Source organism: Winslowiella iniecta (assembly GCF_001267535.1).
GTDB lineage: Bacteria > Pseudomonadota > Gammaproteobacteria > Enterobacterales > Enterobacteriaceae > Erwinia > Erwinia iniecta.
Genome location: NZ_JRXE01000002.1, coordinates 93,373 through 111,721 on the forward strand (window position 1 = coordinate 93,373; position 18,349 = coordinate 111,721).

At 52.2% G+C, this 18,349-nt stretch carries 16 protein-coding genes and 3 tRNA genes; 10 read left to right on the top strand and 9 right to left on the bottom strand.

What is annotated here, in order from left to right:
• Positions 1-45: 45 nt before the first annotated feature.
• Positions 46-121, bottom strand: a tRNA-Val gene (locus NG42_RS01595).
• 271 nt (positions 122-392) lie between these two features.
• Between NG42_RS01595 and gltX the strand changes: the two genes are divergently transcribed.
• Complete coding sequence (gene gltX / locus NG42_RS01600; protein WP_052897090.1) at positions 393-1,808, top strand: glutamate--tRNA ligase; 1,416 nt, start codon at positions 393-395, stop codon at positions 1,806-1,808.
• Between the two features lie 53 nt (positions 1,809-1,861).
• Here gltX and NG42_RS01605 read toward each other — a convergent pair whose 3' ends face one another.
• Together NG42_RS01605 and NG42_RS01610 are read right to left on the bottom strand one after the other, a co-directional pair.
• Complete coding sequence (locus NG42_RS01605; RefSeq protein ID WP_052897092.1) at positions 1,862-2,215, bottom strand: YfeC-like transcriptional regulator; 354 nt, start codon at positions 2,213-2,215, stop codon at positions 1,862-1,864.
• Between the two features lie 130 nt (positions 2,216-2,345).
• Positions 2,346-3,134: a formate/nitrite transporter family protein gene (locus NG42_RS01610; RefSeq protein ID WP_052897372.1), complete on the bottom strand. Its 789-nt coding sequence runs from the start codon at positions 3,132-3,134 to the stop codon at positions 2,346-2,348.
• Positions 3,135-3,371: 237 nt separating this feature from the next.
• Between NG42_RS01610 and NG42_RS21805 the strand changes: the two genes are divergently transcribed.
• The 4 genes from NG42_RS21805 to NG42_RS23825 all read left to right on the top strand — a co-directional run bounded on the left by NG42_RS21805 (position 3,372) and on the right by NG42_RS23825 (position 4,544).
• Positions 3,372-3,566 carry a hypothetical protein gene (locus tag NG42_RS21805; RefSeq protein WP_072133245.1) on the top strand — a complete coding sequence of 65 codons (195 nt, stop codon included), beginning with the start codon at positions 3,372-3,374 and terminating at the stop codon, positions 3,564-3,566.
• A tRNA-Ala gene (locus NG42_RS01615) sits at positions 3,557-3,632 on the top strand. The genes NG42_RS21805 and NG42_RS01615 overlap by 10 nt, the downstream gene beginning before the upstream one ends.
• Positions 3,633-3,677: 45 nt before the next feature.
• Positions 3,678-3,753: transfer RNA gene (locus NG42_RS01620), tRNA-Ala, on the top strand.
• Between the two features lie 440 nt (positions 3,754-4,193).
• Positions 4,194-4,544, top strand: a complete 351-nt coding sequence (locus tag NG42_RS23825) for a DUF6979 family protein (protein ID WP_052897094.1) — start codon at positions 4,194-4,196, stop codon at positions 4,542-4,544.
• A 390-nt stretch (positions 4,545-4,934) separates the two neighbouring features.
• Here the strand turns inward: NG42_RS23825 and NG42_RS01630 are convergent, their stop codons facing one another.
• Positions 4,935-6,119, bottom strand: coding sequence for a NupC/NupG family nucleoside CNT transporter (locus NG42_RS01630; protein WP_052897096.1), 1,185 nt, complete (start codon positions 6,117-6,119; stop codon positions 4,935-4,937).
• Between the two features lie 360 nt (positions 6,120-6,479).
• Here NG42_RS01630 and NG42_RS01635 point away from each other — a divergent pair, with 360 nt between their 5' ends.
• Positions 6,480-7,718, top strand: a complete 1,239-nt coding sequence (locus tag NG42_RS01635; protein WP_052897098.1) for an Nramp family divalent metal transporter — start codon at positions 6,480-6,482, stop codon at positions 7,716-7,718.
• A gap of 52 nt (positions 7,719-7,770) precedes the next feature.
• On the opposite strand, the gene NG42_RS01640 is transcribed toward NG42_RS01635, so the two are convergent.
• Positions 7,771-8,139 (bottom strand): DUF2502 domain-containing protein, encoded by a 369-nt coding sequence (locus NG42_RS01640; RefSeq protein ID WP_052897100.1) that lies wholly within the window; start codon positions 8,137-8,139, stop codon positions 7,771-7,773.
• Between the two features lie 161 nt (positions 8,140-8,300).
• Complete coding sequence (gene mgrA / locus NG42_RS01645) at positions 8,301-9,290, bottom strand: L-glyceraldehyde 3-phosphate reductase (protein ID WP_052897102.1); 990 nt, start codon at positions 9,288-9,290, stop codon at positions 8,301-8,303.
• 218 nt (positions 9,291-9,508) lie between these two features.
• On the opposite strand from mgrA, the gene NG42_RS01650 reads away from it, so the two are divergent.
• On the top strand, positions 9,509-11,164 hold the full coding sequence (locus NG42_RS01650; protein ID WP_052897104.1) for an alpha-keto acid decarboxylase family protein: 1,656 nt from the start codon (positions 9,509-9,511) through the stop codon (positions 11,162-11,164).
• 159 nt (positions 11,165-11,323) lie between these two features.
• Positions 11,324-12,289, top strand: coding sequence for a glucokinase (gene glk / locus NG42_RS01655; protein ID WP_052897106.1), 966 nt, complete (start codon positions 11,324-11,326; stop codon positions 12,287-12,289).
• 84 nt (positions 12,290-12,373) lie between these two features.
• Here the strand turns inward: glk and NG42_RS01660 are convergent, their stop codons facing one another.
• From NG42_RS01660 to NG42_RS01670, 3 genes are all read right to left on the bottom strand, one after another.
• Entirely contained in the window at positions 12,374-13,111 is a 738-nt protein-coding gene (locus NG42_RS01660; RefSeq protein ID WP_052897108.1) for a LytR/AlgR family response regulator transcription factor, read from the bottom strand.
• Positions 13,112-13,136: 25 nt separating this feature from the next.
• Positions 13,137-14,819, bottom strand: a complete 1,683-nt coding sequence (locus NG42_RS01665; RefSeq protein WP_052897110.1) for a sensor histidine kinase — start codon at positions 14,817-14,819, stop codon at positions 13,137-13,139.
• Between the two features lie 167 nt (positions 14,820-14,986).
• Positions 14,987-16,228 carry a DUF1479 domain-containing protein gene (locus tag NG42_RS01670; protein ID WP_052897112.1) on the bottom strand — a complete coding sequence of 414 codons (1,242 nt, stop codon included), beginning with the start codon at positions 16,226-16,228 and terminating at the stop codon, positions 14,987-14,989.
• A 132-nt stretch (positions 16,229-16,360) separates the two neighbouring features.
• Between NG42_RS01670 and NG42_RS01675 the strand changes: the two genes are divergently transcribed.
• Both NG42_RS01675 and alaC read left to right on the top strand, forming a co-directional pair.
• Positions 16,361-16,888: a GNAT family N-acetyltransferase gene (locus tag NG42_RS01675; protein ID WP_052897114.1), complete on the top strand. Its 528-nt coding sequence runs from the start codon at positions 16,361-16,363 to the stop codon at positions 16,886-16,888.
• A gap of 120 nt (positions 16,889-17,008) precedes the next feature.
• Complete coding sequence (gene alaC / locus NG42_RS01680) at positions 17,009-18,220, top strand: alanine transaminase (protein ID WP_052897116.1); 1,212 nt, start codon at positions 17,009-17,011, stop codon at positions 18,218-18,220.
• Positions 18,221-18,349 lie beyond the last annotated feature (129 nt).

Below are 18,349 nucleotides of genomic sequence, written 5' to 3' on the forward strand. Positions count from 1 at the left end.
GCCCATGTCTCAACTCTCTTGCTACCACTGCGGCCATCGTTAAGATGGTGGGTGATGACGGGCTCGAACCGCCGACCCCCTCCGTGTAAAGGAGATGCTCTACCAACTGAGCTAATCACCCCCGCTGTGTGGAGTCGCATTATAGGGATCCGTCGAAATGAGTCAACGCTTTTTAAAATTAAAATGTTCGTTCGGTTTAATTTTAGTCAGGATGTTGCCGTTTTGAACAAAACCTCTGTTTTCTTGTGCGTTATTCCACCATCTGCTGCGTACAGCCCGGGGAAGGTCGTTGAGGAATCGCCGTCAGGTGGTAGAATGCAGGCAATTAACTCAGCGCCAAATTAGTCTGTTATGTAATTTGTCCGCGCATCCGCGTAATAAGGCACCGTTTAATGAAAATCAAAACCCGCTTCGCTCCAAGCCCGACCGGCTATCTGCACGTTGGTGGCGCTCGTACCGCCCTTTATTCCTGGCTGTTTGCCCGTAACCAGGGTGGTGAGTTTGTACTGCGTATAGAAGATACCGACCTGGAACGCTCCACCCAGCAGGCTATCGACGCGATTATGGACGGTATGAACTGGCTGAGCCTCGACTGGGATGAAGGCCCTTACTATCAGACTAAACGTTTTGATCGCTACAACGCAGTGATTGACGAGATGTTAGAAGCGGGAACCGCCTATAAGTGTTACTGCTCTAAAGAGCGTCTGGAAGCGCTGCGCGAAAACCAGATGGCAAATAATGAGAAGCCACGTTATGACGGTCGCTGCCGTGACAGCCATGAGCATCATGCTGCTGATGAACCTTGTGTGGTACGTTTCCGTAACCCGCAGGAAGGCTCAGTGATTTTTGACGACCAGATCCGTGGTCCGATTGAATTCAGCAACCAGGAGCTGGACGATCTGATTATCCGTCGCACCGACGGTTCTCCGACCTATAACTTCTGCGTCGTGATCGATGACTGGGATATGGCGATCACCCATGTTATCCGTGGTGAAGATCATATCAACAACACGCCACGCCAGATCAATATCCTGAAAGCCATTGGCGCGCATGTGCCGGTCTATGCCCACGTGTCGATGATTCTGGGTGACGACGGTAAAAAGCTTTCCAAGCGTCATGGCGCAGTGGGCGTTATGCAGTATCGCGACGACGGTTACTTACCGGAAGCGTTGCTGAACTATCTGGTGCGTCTGGGCTGGTCCCATGGCGATCAGGAGATCTTCAGCATTGATGAGATGAAAAAACTGTTCGATCTTGATGCGGTGAGTAAATCTGCCAGCGCATTCAACACCGAAAAACTGCAGTGGCTCAACCATCACTATATTAATACCCTGGCACCGGAATATGTGGCTACCCATCTGCAATGGCATATCGAGCAGGAAAATATCGATACGCGTACCGGTCCGGAGCTGGCACAGCTGGTTAAACTGCTGGGCGAGCGTTGCAAAACCCTGAAAGAGATGGCGTCTTCCTGCCGCTACTTCTATGAAGAGTTTGATGAGTTTGATGCGGATGCGGCGAAAAAGCACCTGCGTCCGGTTGCCCGTCAGCCATTAGAAGTGGTGCGTGACAAACTGTCGGCGATCACCGACTGGACGGCAGAGAATGTTCACCAGGCGATTCAGGCGACGGCGGATGAGCTGGAAGTGGGCATGGGCAAGGTCGGTATGCCGCTGCGTGTGGCGGTGACCGGTGCTGGTCAGTCTCCGGCACTGGACGTCACCGTTCAGGCGATCGGTAAGTCTCGTGCGGTCGCGCGCATTGAAAAAGCACTGGGCTATATCGCGCAACGCGAAGCCCAGGCTTAATCAGTTAGCCATCAACAAAAAACCGGAAACAGCCAGGCTGCTTCCGGTTTTTTTTACTCTTCGCTGATTCCCAGCCGCTGCAAGATACCCTGAATGCCTTCACGCACCAGTAATGCAGCCAGACCCGCCTGCTCTTCCGGCGTCATCTGCTGTAAAGAGGTGATTAACAGGCCAGGCAGTGGATTCTGATTCACCACATAGGCAGCGGAAGGTTCTGCTGCATGACGTGTTGATTTCAGAAACTCTTTTACCCGCTCATCGATATGAATCATCCGCGCTTTGCCACCCTGTACTCCGGGTTTGGGCGCAGTGGTCCAGCATTCGCGTTTAATCCATTTGTTGATGGTTTGACGACTATAGCCCGTCACCTTTGCCAGCTCTTCAGGTGTTAACCAGTCCTTTTTCACGTTTCAGTCCCTGTAACGAATGTATTAGCGGAACATATTACAATAATTCGCTAAAGGAATAACTAACGGATAAGAAATTGCGAGCCAGAGCATAATTTGCCCTCTGCCGGACGGCAAAGGGCAGGGGAAATTAGCGCGTTGCGTTAACTTTTTCAGTCGCCGGACGGTAAGCGAGGTAGTAGGCGAGACCGACAAATACGGCACCGCCAACGGCATTTCCGAGGAACACGGCAACAAAGTTAGGCAGGTATTCTGCCCAGCTCAGATAACCGGCGAAAATCGCGGCCGGGATGATAAACATATTGGCGACCACGTGCTGGAAGCCGATGGCAACAAACGCCATCACCGGGAACCACATGCCGAAGATTTTGCCGACCACATCTTTACTGGCAAATGCCAGCCACGTCGCCAGACAAACCAGCCAGTTACAGCCGATGCCAGAAATAAATGCATGCATAAAGTCGGCATTAACTTTGGCTGTGGCAATCGCCACGGTTTTTTTCAGGTAGTCGCCTTCGGTCAAACCGAGCACATGGCCGAAGAACCAGGCAACCGCAATACTGCCGATAAAGTTAGCCACGGTGACCCAGAACCAGTTACGCATTACGCTAAGACCGTTGATCTGACGGGCAAACCAGGCCACCGGCAGCGTCATCATATTGCCGGTCAGCAGTTCGCCGCCGGCCAGCACGGTCATAATAATCCCGACCGGGAACACGGCTGCGCCTAACAGGCCGCCAAATGAGCCCCATTCTGCGGGAAGACTGTTGATAACGTGAATGTCGAGCAGGAAGCCGGTAGCGATAAAAGCGCCAGCCATAAAGCCAAGAATCAATAAAGTGGAAACAGAGGCGTGACTCTTCGTCACACCCGCCTGAATAGCGATTGCTGCGATTTCTTTAGGTGAATGCAAGGACATAATAGCTCTGGTGTATTTGTTAAATAAAAATAAGGCCAAAATCTGACGCGGGCTACTGGCAGAGCGCGTCTGGCGCAGCAGCAGGGGATTTTGATTAAAAATTAGCGCGCGAAGTTTTGCACGGTAAATTAACAAAAACAAGTGACTTTTTATGTCATTGTTAACTCACCGTTAACGGCAAAGCGTCGATAGCGCGCTCAGGCAGTGATAAATCTTCACACTCGGCAATTTTGCCTGATGAATGCCAGACTGATTGAGTTAACAGCGATAATTCTGCTGGCGAATCAGGGGGGAACATTGGTCAATTTTGTCGCCATTGACGCCTTTTTCAGCGATCGCGCACAGAAAGCTATTTTGCCGTTGACACCCACCGGGCGGTTTCATATTATGCCGTCCGTCGATACGACACTGTTTTTCGGTTCGGGGCTATAGCTCAGCTGGGAGAGCGCTTGCATGGCATGCAAGAGGTCAGCGGTTCGATCCCGCTTAGCTCCACCAAATCTACTCCAGCAGATTTGGAACTGAAAAACCTATCTCTGTAGTGGGGGTATAGCTCAGCTGGGAGAGCGCTTGCATGGCATGCAAGAGGTCAGCGGTTCGATCCCGCTTATCTCCACCAAATTCTCTTTTTATGAAATCAATGTGTTGCAAGATTTCTTAAAATCATCAATGCAATTTGAAATTGCTTCATCTTACCCTGATTAGTGGTTTTAAAGTCTATCATTCGCGCAATTTCTGGTTAAATCTCTCAGGCAGTTATCTTTATATCAATCCTGAATCGTAAACACTCTTTAGCTGGTTAGCCCGCTAGCACCGGCATAAGTCATTATTACGGTTAGCCGCCTGTCCTTGAGCTACGCCTGTCTGCACTTTTTTAATTCGGTCATTACTTTGTCATTCTTAACTTTTTCTGAATGTATCCGGGACTTCAATCTCAGTAGAAACATGAATTTGCAAAGTTATTGAGCATTTAATAATCATAAAAATAATTATCTTATTATCAGTCTGATATGCGTTTTTTCTTATATATTCAAATTAATATAAAGAGAGGGCAAAAAAATGGGTGTATATGGTAAGCACGCAGTAGCACTGGCAAGAGCATATCCTGATTGTGATCTTGCATCAGGCTGGGGTAAGGGATGTCCTAAGGCTGCCTTCTTAGGGTTATGCCAGGAAGGGTTTGTGGCTGGTATTGCGAAGGGTAACTATGGTACTAAACGTACTTGCTCGCACAAGAACAAGCAATACGCTATGAATATTGCGCGATACCTGATGTCTCATCCGGAAACGACTAAAGCTAAGCTATGGGCAGAAGCTAAAAAGGGAGTGGCATCACCAGCTAAGAATGAGAACGGTCAGTGCGATGTCGTGCTGGGGTTGTTCGATGCTGGATTGTTAAAAGTGGAATAGTGATCGATTTGAATTAACTTTTTCTAAGGTTTTTGATAGATGGCTTTTTATCAACGGCTCTGGGTAATTAATATCAGCAATGAAAACAGAAACATCTTTAAGAATGATTGATTTACAAATCCTTAGTGCTTTACGATACATGTGAGATGCAGACCATTGCGATGTAACAATAGCTCAATCATTACGATCAGACATTGTGGTGGTCTGACTTGCTCCCGGTTGATTAATACACCGAAATTAGTAATCTTTTCCTCAGTAAAATGAGGAAATCCTCATGAAGAGTTTTTGCAGATTATTCGCTGAATGAGAATGTCGGATGCTGCCACTAACAGGAAAGTGAGTGCAGGTGGGAAACGCAGGAGCCAACCTAAGCTGACCCCTGCGGTTTGCTTACAGTACCAGACCGGCAATCGATGCTGAAAGCACGCTAACCAGAGTCGAACCGTACAGCAGTTTCAGGCCAAAGCGCGAAACCACGTTACCCTGTTCTTCATGCAGACCTTTAATCGCACCGGCAACAATACCGATAGATGAGAAGTTAGCAAAAGAGACGAGGAATACCGACAGGATGCCTTCACCGCGTGGTGACAGCTGACCGGCGATTTTTTGCAGATCCATCATCGCCACAAACTCATTCGACACCAGTTTGGTCGCCATAATGCTGCCAACCTGCAAGGCTTCATGCGTGGGTACGCCCATCATCCACGCAAACGGGAAGAAGACATAGCCGAGAATCGCCTGGAAGCTGATACCAAAAATGGTATCAAACAGCGCATTGACCGCTGAGATCAGCGCGATAAAGCCGATCAGCATCGCCGCAACAATAATCGCCACTTTAAAACCGGCCAGAATATATTCGCCCAGCATTTCGAAGAAGCTCTGGCCTTTATGGGTATCAGCCAGTTGCAGATCTTCCTCGCTGTCTACCCGGTAAGGGTTGATCAGCGACAACACGATAAAGGTACTGAACATATTCAGGATCAGTGCCGCAACCACATATTTCGGCTGTAGCATGGTCATATACGCACCGACAATTGACATCGACACGGTGGACATCGCCGTAGCCGCCATGGTGTACATGCGACGTTGCGACATTTTGCCGAGAATATCCTTATAGGCGATAAAGTTTTCTGATTGTCCCAAAATCAGTGAGCTTACCGCGTTAAAGGATTCCAGCTTGCCCATGCCGTTGATTTTTGACAGCACGGTACCGATCGCGCGGATAACAATCGGCAGGATGCGGAAGTGCTGCAAAATACCGATTAATGCGGAGATAAAGACAATAGGGCAGAGTACGTTCAGGAAGAAGAACGCCAGGCCTTTATCCGTCATTCCGCCAAAGACAAAGTTAGTCCCTTCTGCGGCATATTTGAGCAGTTTCTCAAATAGCTCTGAAAAGCCTTGTACAAATCCGAGGCCGATTTCCGAGTTCAGGAAGAACCAGGCAAGCAGAACCTCAATCACCAGTAGCTGTATGACAAAACGAACGCGGATGTTTTTACGATCGCTGCTGACCAGTAAGGCCAGTAACGCCACAACCCCCAGCGCCAAAGCAAAGTGCAGAATGCGGGACATGATTGCTCCAAATTTGAGGCAGGTTATATTTCGCTGTGTATTCTATGTAACGCGAAGCGCAAAAACGAGATCAAAACCACATTATAACAATTCGCTATACCTGCCCACGTCAGAAAGGCCTGACAGATCACATCTGCAAGCGGTTTAAAAAACCGACTGATGAGTTGTTAACCGTCTCTTTCTGTCTTACAGTGAATTCGATTGCTCATTATTTAGCTCTCAGCTATTGTGTCCCGAGTTATAGCAAAGGCTATACTTTATAGCGCTGGCTATTACACTAATCACTACAACCGAATTCACAGTCGCTTGAGAATCCTTATCCTGAAGGATAGTTAAGCTTTTCAGGCAAGGGGCAGCAAAATGTCAGAGAGCCGCACCGCGCAACGCGCTGCACGCGGAGTCCGCAAAGTTAAATTAGCCCTGATGGGGCCCGCCTTTATTGCGGCGATTGGCTATATCGATCCCGGCAACTTTGCGACCAATATTCAGGCAGGTGCTTCCTATGGCTACAAACTGCTGTGGGTGGTGGTCTGGGCCAATGTTATGGCGATGCTGATCCAGCTGATGTCGGCCAAGCTTGGCATTGCCACCGGAAAAAATCTGGCTGAACATATTCGCGACCGTTTTCCGCGTCCGGCGGTGTGGTTCTATTGGGTACAGGCGGAAATTATTGCCATGGCGACCGATCTGGCGGAATTTATCGGCGCGGCAATTGGCTTTAAACTGTTGCTGGGGGTCACTCTGTTGCAGGGCGCGGTACTGACCGGCGTCGCCACCTTCCTGATTCTGATGCTACAAAGTCGTGGGCAAAAACCGCTGGAACTGGTGATTGCCGGTCTGCTGCTGTTTGTCGCTGCTGCCTATATTGTCGAGCTGTTCTTCTCGCAGCCCAAAGTGGTCGATTTGATACAGGGGATGGCCATTCCTTCGCTGCCGACCGCTGATGCCGTGTTTCTTGCTGCCGGTGTACTGGGCGCGACCATAATGCCGCATGTTATATACCTGCACTCGTCGCTGACCCAGCGCGGCGAGAAAAGCTCACGCGCTGAGCGTTACTCGGCGACCAAGCTGGATGTGGCGATTGCGATGACCATTGCCGGTTTTGTTAACCTGGCGATGATGGCGACCGCCGCCGCGGCCTTCCACTTTAGCGGCCATAGCGGCATCGCCGATCTGGAACAGGCGTATCTGACGCTGGAGCCGTTGCTCAGTCATGCGGCTGCAACGGTATTTGGTCTGAGTCTGGTGGCGGCGGGGCTGTCGTCAACGGTGGTTGGCACGCTGGCAGGGCAAGTGGTGATGCAGGGATTTATCCGTTTCCATATTCCGCTGTGGGTACGCCGGGTGGTCACGATGCTGCCTTCCTTTATCGTCATTATGGCCGGCTGGGACCCCACGCGTATTCTGGTGATGAGTCAGGTGCTGCTGAGTTTTGGTATTGCACTGGCGCTGGTGCCGCTGCTGGCATTTACCGGCAACCGCGAGCTGATGGGCGATATGGTGAATTCACGCCTGATGCAGAATACCGGCAAAGTGATTGTGCTGCTGGTGGTGGCGCTGAATATCTATCTGCTGGTGGGAATGGCGTTAGGGCTTTAATTTAATTCTGTCATTTTTTCCAGGGGCGGCGCTCTGCCGCCCCTTTCAGCGCTTAATCATCATGATGATGACGATGATGTTTTTTCCATTCATGATGCTGGTGTCGACGTTCGCGCTCACGATGTTTCCATTCACGCTTGCGTTCATGTTCGCGCCAGGCTTGCTGACGTTCCCACTCTTTATGACGACGCCACTCTTCGTGACGCCACCAGCGACCTTTTTCCCACTGATAATTATCACGCCACCAGCGGTCATTCCGCCAGTGGCCGCCGTCCCAGTAGTGGCCACGGTCGTCACGGTCTCCCAGATGCAGTGTCACACCGGGCAATAAAGTAATTTCTGCGCTATTGGCTTGTGCTGTGTGGATAGCCAAAGGCGATAAGCTTGCCAGCAAGGCGGCAAAAATAATGGCACGTTTCATATTATCTCCTTATCAGCGGCTGGCTGCACCGCTGGGTCAGGGAAGATTATCGTGTACGCGCACGGTTATCTTTCGGTTTCTTTCTGAAAATTTGCGGGAAAAATTGATTTAGGACTATTCTGTTTCGGGGAAACCCGCCGTCAATCCGGCGGGGTAAGCGTTTACACTAAAATGGCGTCAATCTGCTCCAGCTCCTGCTCGCTGAACTGGCGATTCGCCAGCATCTCCACCGCATCATCAATCTGGCTGGTTTTACTGGCACCGATTAATACCGAGGTGACGCGATCGCCGCGAAGCACCCACGCCAGCGCCATCTGTGACAGCTTCTGACCGCGATCTGCCGCCAGCTGATTGAGCTGACGCACTTTCGCCATTTTCTCTTCCGTCAGCTGATCGCTGTTCAGGAAACGGCTGCCGCTGGCGGCACGGGAATCCTGCGGCACGCCCTGTAAATACCGATCGGTCAGCATGCCGCCTGCCAGCGGTGAAAAGGCGATACTGCCGACGCCGCCCTGATTTAACACCTCCAGCAGTCCGTCCTCCGGTGTGCGTTCAAACATGGAATACTTCGGCTGATGGATCAGGCATGGCGTCCCGAGATCGCGCAGGATAGCGATAGCCTGCTGCGCCAGGTCTGCCGGATAGTTAGAGATCGCCGCGTACAGCGCTTTCCCCTGACGCACCAGATGGTCGAGCGCGCCCATGGTCTCTTCCAGCGGCGTTTCCGGGTCCGGCCGGTGGTGATAGAAGATATCAACGTACTCCAGTCCCATACGCTTCAGGCTCTGATCGAGGCTGGAAACCAGATACTTACGGGATCCCCAGTCGCCGTAGGGGCCATCCCACATGGTATAACCGGCTTTCGATGAAATAATCAGCTCGTCACGATAGGCATAAAAGTCTTCGCGCAGGATACGCCCGAAATTCTCCTCGGCCGAGCCCGGCGGTGGTCCATAGTTATTGGCCAGATCGAAATGGGTGATTCCACGATCAAACGCATGGCGCAGCAAATTACGGCTGTTCTCCAGCAGCGTGCTATCGCCGAAGTTATGCCATAAACCCAGCGAAATCGCCGGAAGTTTCAGGCCGCTACGTCCGCAGCGGCGATATTCCATCTGTTGATAGCGCCCGGCATCGGGAAGATAGTGCATGTTTTTATCCTGCTGTTTTTAGGGTCGGTAAGCCTTACAGCATAGCAGTGTATGCGTTTACACTAACCGGTTCCGCGCCCTGTATCGCAACTTACAGAAAATTCCGCACGTGTAACGTTCTGTTGCCAGAGACAAGCGTATCAGCATCGGCTGTCAGGTCGCCGTTATTGCTAATTATTCGATACTAAATAATAAGTTTGATAATAAGGGGTCTGACAATGAGCACGACCACGGTTGGCGATTATCTGCTGTATCGACTTAATGAAATCGGTATTGAACATCTCTTCGGCGTTCCCGGCGACTATAACCTGCAGTTTCTCGATCACGTCATTGATCATCCTCAGCTCACCTGGGTCGGTTGTACCAATGAGCTGAATGCGGCCTATGCCGCCGATGGCTATGCCCGCTGTCGACCTGCCGCGGCATTGCTGACGACTTTTGGCGTCGGCGAATTAAGTGCAATTAACGGCATTGCGGGCAGCTATGCCGAGTATCTGCCGGTGATACATATTGTTGGCGCGCCTTCGCTAAGTGCGCAGCAGCAAGGGGATTTAATTCACCATTCGCTTGGTGAGGGCGACTTCTCATCGTTCCTGCGGATGTCTCAGCCGGTCAGCGTCGCGCAGGCGGCGTTAACGCCGGACAATGCCTGCAAGGAAATCGATCGGGTGCTGGCGGAAGTGCTGATTCAGCGCCGTCCTGGCTATTTGTTATTGTCGACTGATGTGGCGGCTGCCCCGGCGGCATTGCCGCAATCAACCTTGAGTTTGCCGACTGCGCCGGATCATCGTGCCGTGCTGGCGGCATTTAGCGATGCGGCAGAACAGATGCTGGCGCAGGCGAAAAGCGTTTCGCTACTGGCCGATTTTCTCGCCGATCGTTTTGGTGTTACCCGCGCGCTGGCAGCCTGGCTGCAACAGGTTCCTCTGCCGCACGCCACCTTACTCATGGGCAAAGGCGTGCTGTCTGAACAGCAGCCGGGCTTTGTGGGGACTTATGCCGGTGCCGCCAGCATCGATTCCACCCGCGGCGCCATCGAGGAAGCCGGGGTGATTATTGGCGTCGGCGTGCGTTTTAGCGATACCATCACCGCCGGTTTCAGCCAGCAGATTGATGCGCGCCGTTTTATCGATATTCAGCCATTTTTCAGCCGCATTGGTGATCGCCAGTTTGATCATCTGCCGATGCAGGCGGCAGTCGCGGCGCTGCACCAGCTCTGTTTACGCTATCAACAGCAATGGTCGATCACTGCGCCATCACCGCCAGCGTTGCCGCCCGCAGCGGGGAGCGAGCTTAGCCAGAATGCCTTCTGGCAGGCTATGCAGAATTTTATCCGGCCGGGCGATCTGCTGGTGGCAGATCAGGGAACCGCCGCTTTTGGTGCCGCCGCGCTGCGCCTGCCGCAAAACTGCCAGCTGCTGGTACAGCCATTATGGGGATCGATTGGTTACAGTTTACCGGCAACATTTGGCGCGCAAACCGCCGATACGGAGCGGCGGGTAATTCTGATAATCGGCGACGGCTCGGCGCAGCTGACCATTCAGGAGTTAAGTTCGATGATGCGCGATGGCCTGAAGCCGATCATTTTCCTGCTGAATAATAACGGCTATACGGTAGAACGGGCGATTCATGGCGCTGAGCAGCGCTATAATGATATCGCCGCCTGGAACTGGACCCAGTTGCCCCAGGCGTTAAGCGTGCATTGCCCGGCGCAAAGCTGGCGGGTGGTGGAGACCGTCCAGTTGACGGACGTCATGAAGGTGATTGCCGCCAGCCCGCGCCTGTCGCTGGTTGAAGTGGTCTTGCCCGCGATGGATGTTCCGCCGCTGTTGCAGGCGGTAAGCGCAGCGTTAAACCAGCGTAACTCATCATGACTTTTCGGAAAGATGCCGCTGGGCAGCGTGGCCGCTGACAGATAAGGTATAACAGGCTTTTTTTCAACTTTACGCTCACCTTTCTTCCCGGTGAGCGTTGTTGTTTTATCGGGGGAAATTTATAGTGGTACTCATTGACGTAAACGGAGCAGCAGAAGAATGACAAAATATGCTTTGACAGGCGATGTTGGCGGCACTAACGCGCGGCTTGCCTTGTGCGATGTGGAAACCGGCAGCATATCGCAGGTCAAAACTTTCCCGACATCAGATTATGACAGCCTTGAAGCGGTTATTCGCGTCTTCCTCGATGAGCAACAGCAGGATATTAAAGATGGCTGTATCGCCATTGCCTGCCCGATCACTGAAGACTGGGTCGAGATGACCAATCATGACTGGGCATTCTCCACTAAGCTGCTGAAGGCCAATCTGGGTTTTGACCATCTGGAAATTATTAACGACTTTACCGCGGTATCAATGGCGATTCCGATGCTGTCCGCCGCAGATGTGATTCAGTTTGGCGGGAAAGAAGCGGTTAAAGACCGTCCGATTGCGGTATACGGTGCCGGAACCGGACTGGGCGTGGCCCACCTGGTACACGTCGACAAGCGCTGGGTCAGTTTGCCGGGTGAGGGCGGTCACGTTGATTTTGCGCCTAACAGCGAAGAGGAAGACCTGATTCTGGAAGTGCTGCGTGCTGAAATTGGTCATGTTTCTGCCGAGCGCGTGCTGTCGGGAATGGGGCTGGTTAATCTGTATCGGGCGATTGTAAAATCAGATGACCGTGTACCAGAAAACCTGACGCCAAAAGATGTCTCCACGCGTGCGCTGGAAGACAGCTGTATCGACTGCCGTCGTGCACTGGCGCTTTTCTGCGTAATTATGGGGCGTTTTGGCGGCAATCTGGCGCTGACGCTGGGCACCTTTGGCGGCGTGTATATCGCCGGGGGGATTGTGCCGCGCTTCCTCGAATTCTTTAAATCTTCAGGTTTCCGTGCGGCATTTGAAGATAAAGGGCGTTTTCGCGACTATGTCACGGATATTCCGGTGTATATGATCACCCACGATCAGCCTGGCCTGCTGGGCGCCGGTGCCCATCTGCGTCAGACACTGGGACGCGTGCTTTAAACGCTCTCGCACGGGCGGCGTTCTCGCCGCCCGTGCCGAGGATGCATGCCATCAGTGCCGGAGCCGAAAACGACTCCCCTGGAGCTACAGCCGCATTAACTGTCTGAATGCCTTAACTTTACTTCTGCTGACCGGCACCTGAAAATCCAGATCGCGTAGCTTCAAAATATAGGTGTTGTTAAACCACGGCTCGATTTCGCGGATCTTACTCAGATTCACGCACCAGGAGCGGTGACAGCGGAAGAAATACTCTTCCGGCAGGCGGCTACAAAACTCGGTGATATTCATCGACATCACATACTCCTCGCGCCGCGTATAGACAAACGTCATCTTTTCATGGGCTTCGGCATAATAAATATCGTTAATATCAGTGACGATAATGCGCTCATCTTTCTCTAAATTGATGGTCATTTGCGTGTGACGCGTCTGCGCCGTGCCAGGCATTTGCGCCTGCTGATTTTGCTGGTGAGTCAGCTCCAGCTTGCGCAGCATCGTGACGATTCGCGACTCATGATACGGTTTCAGAATATAGTCGAAAGCTTCCAGTTCAAAGGCTTCCACCGCATGTTCTTTATAGGCGGTAATAAATACAATCAGCGGCTTATGCGCGAATTTGCTGATATTTTGCGCCAGCAGCACCCCATCGAGGGAGGGAATATTAATATCAAGGAAGATCACGTCGACCTGGTGATTTTGCAGATACTTCAGCACGTCGAGGCCATCATCGAAGCTGGCTTCAATCTTAATCTGGCTATGTTGGTTAATCAGCCAGCTTAATTCTTGCTGGGCGAGAAACTCATCTTCGACAATAATCGCATTCACAAGCTATTCCCCGAAAAACGGCGTATCACACCGAAAGTGAACCATTATTTTCTGGCAGCGAACTGCCATTTTTACTGACGTAGAACGCGATTTCCGTACCGGGATTCAGTCGGTAAATCTGCAATCCTTCGCCATACAGTAACTTCACGCGATGATGTACATTAAGCAAACCAATTTTATTGCCGGGCATTTCATTATTTTCCACCCGTGCGATCACTTCATCACTGATGCCATTGCCGGTATCGCGCACCGAAATGCGCACCCGATTACCCTGATCCTGTACCGCCAGCACCACCACGCCTTTGCCCCGGCAGGGCTGAATGCCGTGCACAATGGCATTTTCCACCAGCGGCTGGATTAACAGACTGGGTACTTTGCAGGCCACATCTTCATCGACTTCATAAATGACCGTCAGTTTGTCACCAAAACGCGCCTGCTCAATCGCAATATAGTCCTTGATTTGATACAGCTCTTTTTTAATGTCGATGGCGTCATCATCGCTGAACTCAAGGTTATAACGCAGATAGCGCGACAGATTGATAATTAACTGACGAGCGGTATCGGGATTCAGCCGGATTGAGGAGGAGATGGCATTCAGCGCGTTAAACAGAAAGTGCGGGTTAATCTTGCTTTGCAGCGCGCGTAGTTCGGCTTTATTCGCCATTTCACGCAGCTGTTCGGCGCGCGAAACTTCCAGCTGCGTCGAGATAATTTGCGACAGCCCAATTGCCATCTCTTTTAGCGACCAGGTAATACGGTGCGCGTGGCGATAGTAAATTTTCAGCGTTCCGGTCACTTCGCCTTTTTCGCGCAGCGGAATCACAATCATCGAGTGAATATCCGGGGTGCGGTGCGCTTCATCATTGTTCTTAATGATGATTTTTCCGGTAGCAATCGCCTGCGCGGTGGTCGGGCTGATGCCATCGTCACCGTTGTGATAGTTCTGTTCACCAAAGCCGACGTAGGCAAGGATCTGATTTTTATTGGTAATTGCTACCGCATCGGCGTTGATATCGCAGCGAATAATATCGCATACCTTGCGCAGCGACTGGCTGTTTACCTGGCGAAACAGCGGCAGGGTTTTATTGGCAATATCCAGCGCCAGCTTGGCCTGACGCGCGGCAATCGCCTCTTTTTCACCTTCGACGCTCTGCACCAGTAGCACAATCAAGCCGATGCACACCGCGCCGAGAATCATCGGGATGGCAATTTCAGAGACGATGGCCAGACCCAGCGATTTAGGCTCGGCCCACAGTACAATTAACAGCATGGTCAGCGATTCGCACAGCATGCCGCCAAAAATACCGACGCTCCACTGTTTGTCCTTCGCCACTTTCAGATTGATCCAGCCCGCGATAAATCCGGCGGCAATACTGGTGATCAGGCAAGGAACCGAGGTTACACCGTGGATATCGATCAGAAAACGGTGAACGCCGGCAATCACGCCGGTGGCAATGCCGACCCACGGACCAAACAGAATCCCGCCGGACATCACCGCAATCACCCGGACGTTAACCAGCGAGCCGTCAACGTTAATGCCGCTCCAGGTGCCAAACAGCGCGAACAGCGAAAAGATCGCGGTAACCGCAACCAGCTCCTGACGCGAATGCTGATCTTTTTGCAGTAACTGACGGAAGTGACGCGTACGCGTCATAAAGAACAAGCTGATTAACATCAGCGCCGCGCGGTCAAATACCGCCAGCAACATGTCAAAAATGGATTGCACAGGCATCCCGCAAGGCTAAGACTGAAGCCCCAATCATAAGGAAACTGACGGTAATGTGCCAGGCAAGCAGGCGGAAGATTGCCGCTTAGCGGCTTCAGATCAATTTTGCCGGGTTAAATCGCGGGGCGAAAGCCTTCGCCCCGTCATGATTAGCCTTTAAGTTGCGCCTTACCTAAGGTGGTCAGGCTCTGTTCACCGGCGCGGCCGATGAAATCGACCTCAAAGTCATCGGCGGCAAAGTCCGGCGGAGATTTACCCTCAACAAATGCCGGCCACTGGCGTTGCAGATATGCCGCGTTTTTCTCACACCATGGCGCTGCGGCGATATACATAACATTACTGTCAAACTCGCCCTGATGATCGTTTTCAACCGCATGAATCACATCGCAGTGCCAGAAGACCGTATCTCCCGGCTCCATGTCGGGAATTGAGGAAATCCCTTCCAGTAAAAGAGGATGCCATATTTCGCCGACCGATAATGCCCGACCAGGCGCAGCACCACAGAGATCGTCTTCCGGTACATCATCCTGGAGTGCGCGCAGCAAAATATAGGCCATGGCGTTGGCCACCGGCAGTAACCGCAGCGTGCCGCCATGCTTGCGCTGCGGCGTCAGCGCCGTCCAGCCCTGGAAAGTACGGAACATGGAACAGACCGCCGGTGACGGACATTCGCGTACTTCGCTGCGTTTTTCCGCATCAAACGGATTATATTGCTGCCAGTTGCCGTTAAATACCGCGCGATACACATGGCGAAAATTTTCATCCAGCCAACGCTCGATGGAACCGCCATCCACATGTGGCGACAGCCCCAGCGAACGGGAATTGGGTGGGCGGCGGCGGGTGCGATCGGCATAGGTCACCACGCGCTGCGGGTCAAAATGCTGCTGGCCATGGCTTTCGCTTTGCCACAGGCTGTTCAGGAAAACTTGCACGGCGGTCATGCGTTGATGCTGACGCGCTTCCACCTGCGGCGCAGACCAGTAAATGCCGTAGATTTGCGGTTTGCTGGCTTTTAAATCGCCAAAGTAATTATCTTCTGCCGCATGTTTCAGGCGCTCAACAAAGTTATTACGCTCAAGGTAGTTACCCACTTCCTGATTCCACTGCCGGGCGGTTTCCACCGGAAAGACGCCGCGAATGGTGCAGCAGCCGCGTTGTCTGACCTGCTGTTTTTGCTGCTCGCTAATTCGCCCCTGAATAATGTCGTCAGCGTCCAGTTGCGGCACCGGATGAACGCCTGCCGCTTCTGCGCTATGCAGTTGATCGATCTGGCGGCGCATATCGGCTTCAACTTGTTGAAATACGTCACGGTAATTGGGTAATTCAGCGCGTAACTTGATCTTTATCGCACGAATGGCGGCGGGGATATCGTCAATCTGTAGTGATGGCATAAGATGTTCTCCAGGTCTGTCACACAGCTCAGAATAGTTTTTATTGGTAAGTCAGTAGCCATCAGAACGCAAAAAAGCGGAATTAAACAGGGCTGACTTTAAAACTAAACTTCCCCTTTTAGAGAGAAGGCTATGCATCTGACGACAAAACGGCTGGTATTAAGCAAGCTGCAACCGGAAGACTGGCAATTGTTCAACGCGCTGCATACGGATAACCAGGTGATGCAATGGATCAGCGAGATCCCCGCGCTCAGTGATATTCGACAGCGCTTTAATGAGCGTCTGGCACCATGGCAAACCACCAGCTATCACATGCTGTGTATGGTGGTGCGGCTGCGCGACAGTGGTGAAGCACTGGGAATGCTGGGGGCAAATGCCGACTGGCGTCCGCACCGTCAGGTTGAGGTCGGTTACTCCATGCTGCCGCAATACTGGGGGCATGGATATGCCAGTGAGGCGTTACAGGCGCTGTGCCAGTTTTTAGCCGAACAGTGCGAATTCCACAAACTGAAAGCCTCAGTGGTGGAAGGAAACTGGGCATCACGGCGCGTGCTGGAAAAAAATGGTTTTGTACTGGAAGGCACGCTACGGGATAATTATCTGCTGCGCGGGGAGTGGGTGAACGATTGGGTGTTTGGTCGCCTGAATAAGGTCTGTTGAAAAAATTTTATCCTGCCCTCTCGACAGCCTGGCAAACAGTACGATATGTTCATTCCTCGACCACCACAGTGGTCAGCGTCGCTCGGACGGTCCGGGCGCTTACGTAAATCAGAGGATGCTATGGCTGACAACGGTTCAACTCGTCGTTTTTCTCGTATCGAACGTCTCCCCCCTTATGTGTTCAATATTACTGCTGAGCTGAAAATGGCTGCGCGTCGGCGTGGCGAAGATATTATCGATTTCAGCATGGGCAACCCGGATGGCCCGACGCCGCCGCATATTGTCGAAAAACTCTGTACCGTTGCTCAGCGCGACGATACCCACGGTTATTCCACGTCACGCGGTATCCCGCGTCTGCGCCGGGCGATCTCGCGCTGGTATGCCGATCGCTATCAGGTGGATATCGATTCTGAGTCGGAAGCGATTGTCACCATTGGATCGAAAGAGGGGCTGGCGCATCTGATGCTGGCCACGCTTGATCATGGCGACACCGTTCTGGTGCCAAATCCCAGCTATCCGATTCATATTTATGGCGCAGTGATTGCCGGTGCGCAGGTACGTTCCGTGCCGCTGGTGGCAGGTGTCGACTTCTTTAATGAGCTGGAGCGTGCGATACGTGAAAGCTATCCGAAACCGAAGATGATGATCCTCGGTTTTCCCTCCAACCCGACCGCGCAATGCGTGGAGCTGGATTTCTTCGAGCGGGTTATTGCGCTGGCGAAACAGTATAATGTGTTGGTGATCCACGATCTGGCCTACGCCGATATTGTCTATGACGGCTGGAAAGCGCCCTCCATTATGCAGGTGCCGGGTGCGCGCGATGTGGCGGTGGAGTTCTTTACGCTGTCGAAAAGTTACAATATGGCTGGCTGGCGCATTGGATTTATGGTGGGCAATAAAGAGCTGGTCAGTGCGCTGGCGCGGATTAAAAGCTACCACGATTACGGCACTTTTACCCCGTTACAAGTGGCGGCGATTGCCGCGCTGGAAGGCGATCAGCAGTGCGTGCACGATATTGCCGCGCAGTATAAACGCCGCCGTGATGTGCTGGTGAAAGGATTGCATGAAGCGGGCTGGATGGTTGAGATGCCGAAAGCATCGATGTACGTCTGGGCGAAAATTCCCGATCACTATGCGCATTTAGGTTCGCTGGAGTTCGCTAAACATATGTTACAGGAAGCGAAAGTTTGCGTGTCGCCCGGCATTGGCTTTGGCGATTATGGCGATACCCATGTGCGCTTTGCGCTGATTGAAAACAGCGACCGAATTCGTCAGGCGGTCAGGGGAATTAAAGCGATGTTTCGAGCGGATGGCGTAACCACGTCGGAATAACTGAAAACACGCAGGGGAGCCGTTTTCGGCTAATGCCGATCGTGTAAGGTAAAATCACCGGAATTTCTGGAATGCTGTAGGGGAGCCGTCTTCGGCTCCCGTCCTGACGGTATTCCGGGCATCAACCCT

Bases quoted from the DNA above. Each gene is read 5' to 3' on its own strand.
- gltX (WP_052897090.1), top strand. From the start codon at position 393: ATGAAAATCAAAACCCGCTTCGCTCCAAGCCCGACCGGCTATCTGCAC.
- NG42_RS01610 (WP_052897372.1), bottom strand. From the start codon at position 3,134: ATGTCCTTGCATTCACCTAAAGAAATCGCAGCAATCGCTATTCAGGCG.
- NG42_RS21805 (WP_072133245.1), top strand. From the start codon at position 3,372: ATGAATGCCAGACTGATTGAGTTAACAGCGATAATTCTGCTGGCGAAT.
- NG42_RS23825 (WP_052897094.1), top strand. From the start codon at position 4,194: ATGGGTGTATATGGTAAGCACGCAGTAGCACTGGCAAGAGCATATCCT.
- NG42_RS01630 (WP_052897096.1), bottom strand. From the start codon at position 6,119: ATGTCCCGCATTCTGCACTTTGCTTTGGCGCTGGGGGTTGTGGCGTTA.
- NG42_RS01635 (WP_052897098.1), top strand. From the start codon at position 6,480: ATGTCAGAGAGCCGCACCGCGCAACGCGCTGCACGCGGAGTCCGCAAA.
- NG42_RS01640 (WP_052897100.1), bottom strand. From the start codon at position 8,139: ATGAAACGTGCCATTATTTTTGCCGCCTTGCTGGCAAGCTTATCGCCT.
- mgrA (WP_052897102.1), bottom strand. From the start codon at position 9,290: ATGCACTATCTTCCCGATGCCGGGCGCTATCAACAGATGGAATATCGC.
- NG42_RS01650 (WP_052897104.1), top strand. From the start codon at position 9,509: ATGAGCACGACCACGGTTGGCGATTATCTGCTGTATCGACTTAATGAA.
- glk (WP_052897106.1), top strand. From the start codon at position 11,324: ATGACAAAATATGCTTTGACAGGCGATGTTGGCGGCACTAACGCGCGG.
- NG42_RS01665 (WP_052897110.1), bottom strand. From the start codon at position 14,819: ATGTTGCTGGCGGTATTTGACCGCGCGGCGCTGATGTTAATCAGCTTG.
- NG42_RS01670 (WP_052897112.1), bottom strand. From the start codon at position 16,228: ATGCCATCACTACAGATTGACGATATCCCCGCCGCCATTCGTGCGATA.
- NG42_RS01675 (WP_052897114.1), top strand. From the start codon at position 16,361: ATGCATCTGACGACAAAACGGCTGGTATTAAGCAAGCTGCAACCGGAA.
- alaC (WP_052897116.1), top strand. From the start codon at position 17,009: ATGGCTGACAACGGTTCAACTCGTCGTTTTTCTCGTATCGAACGTCTC.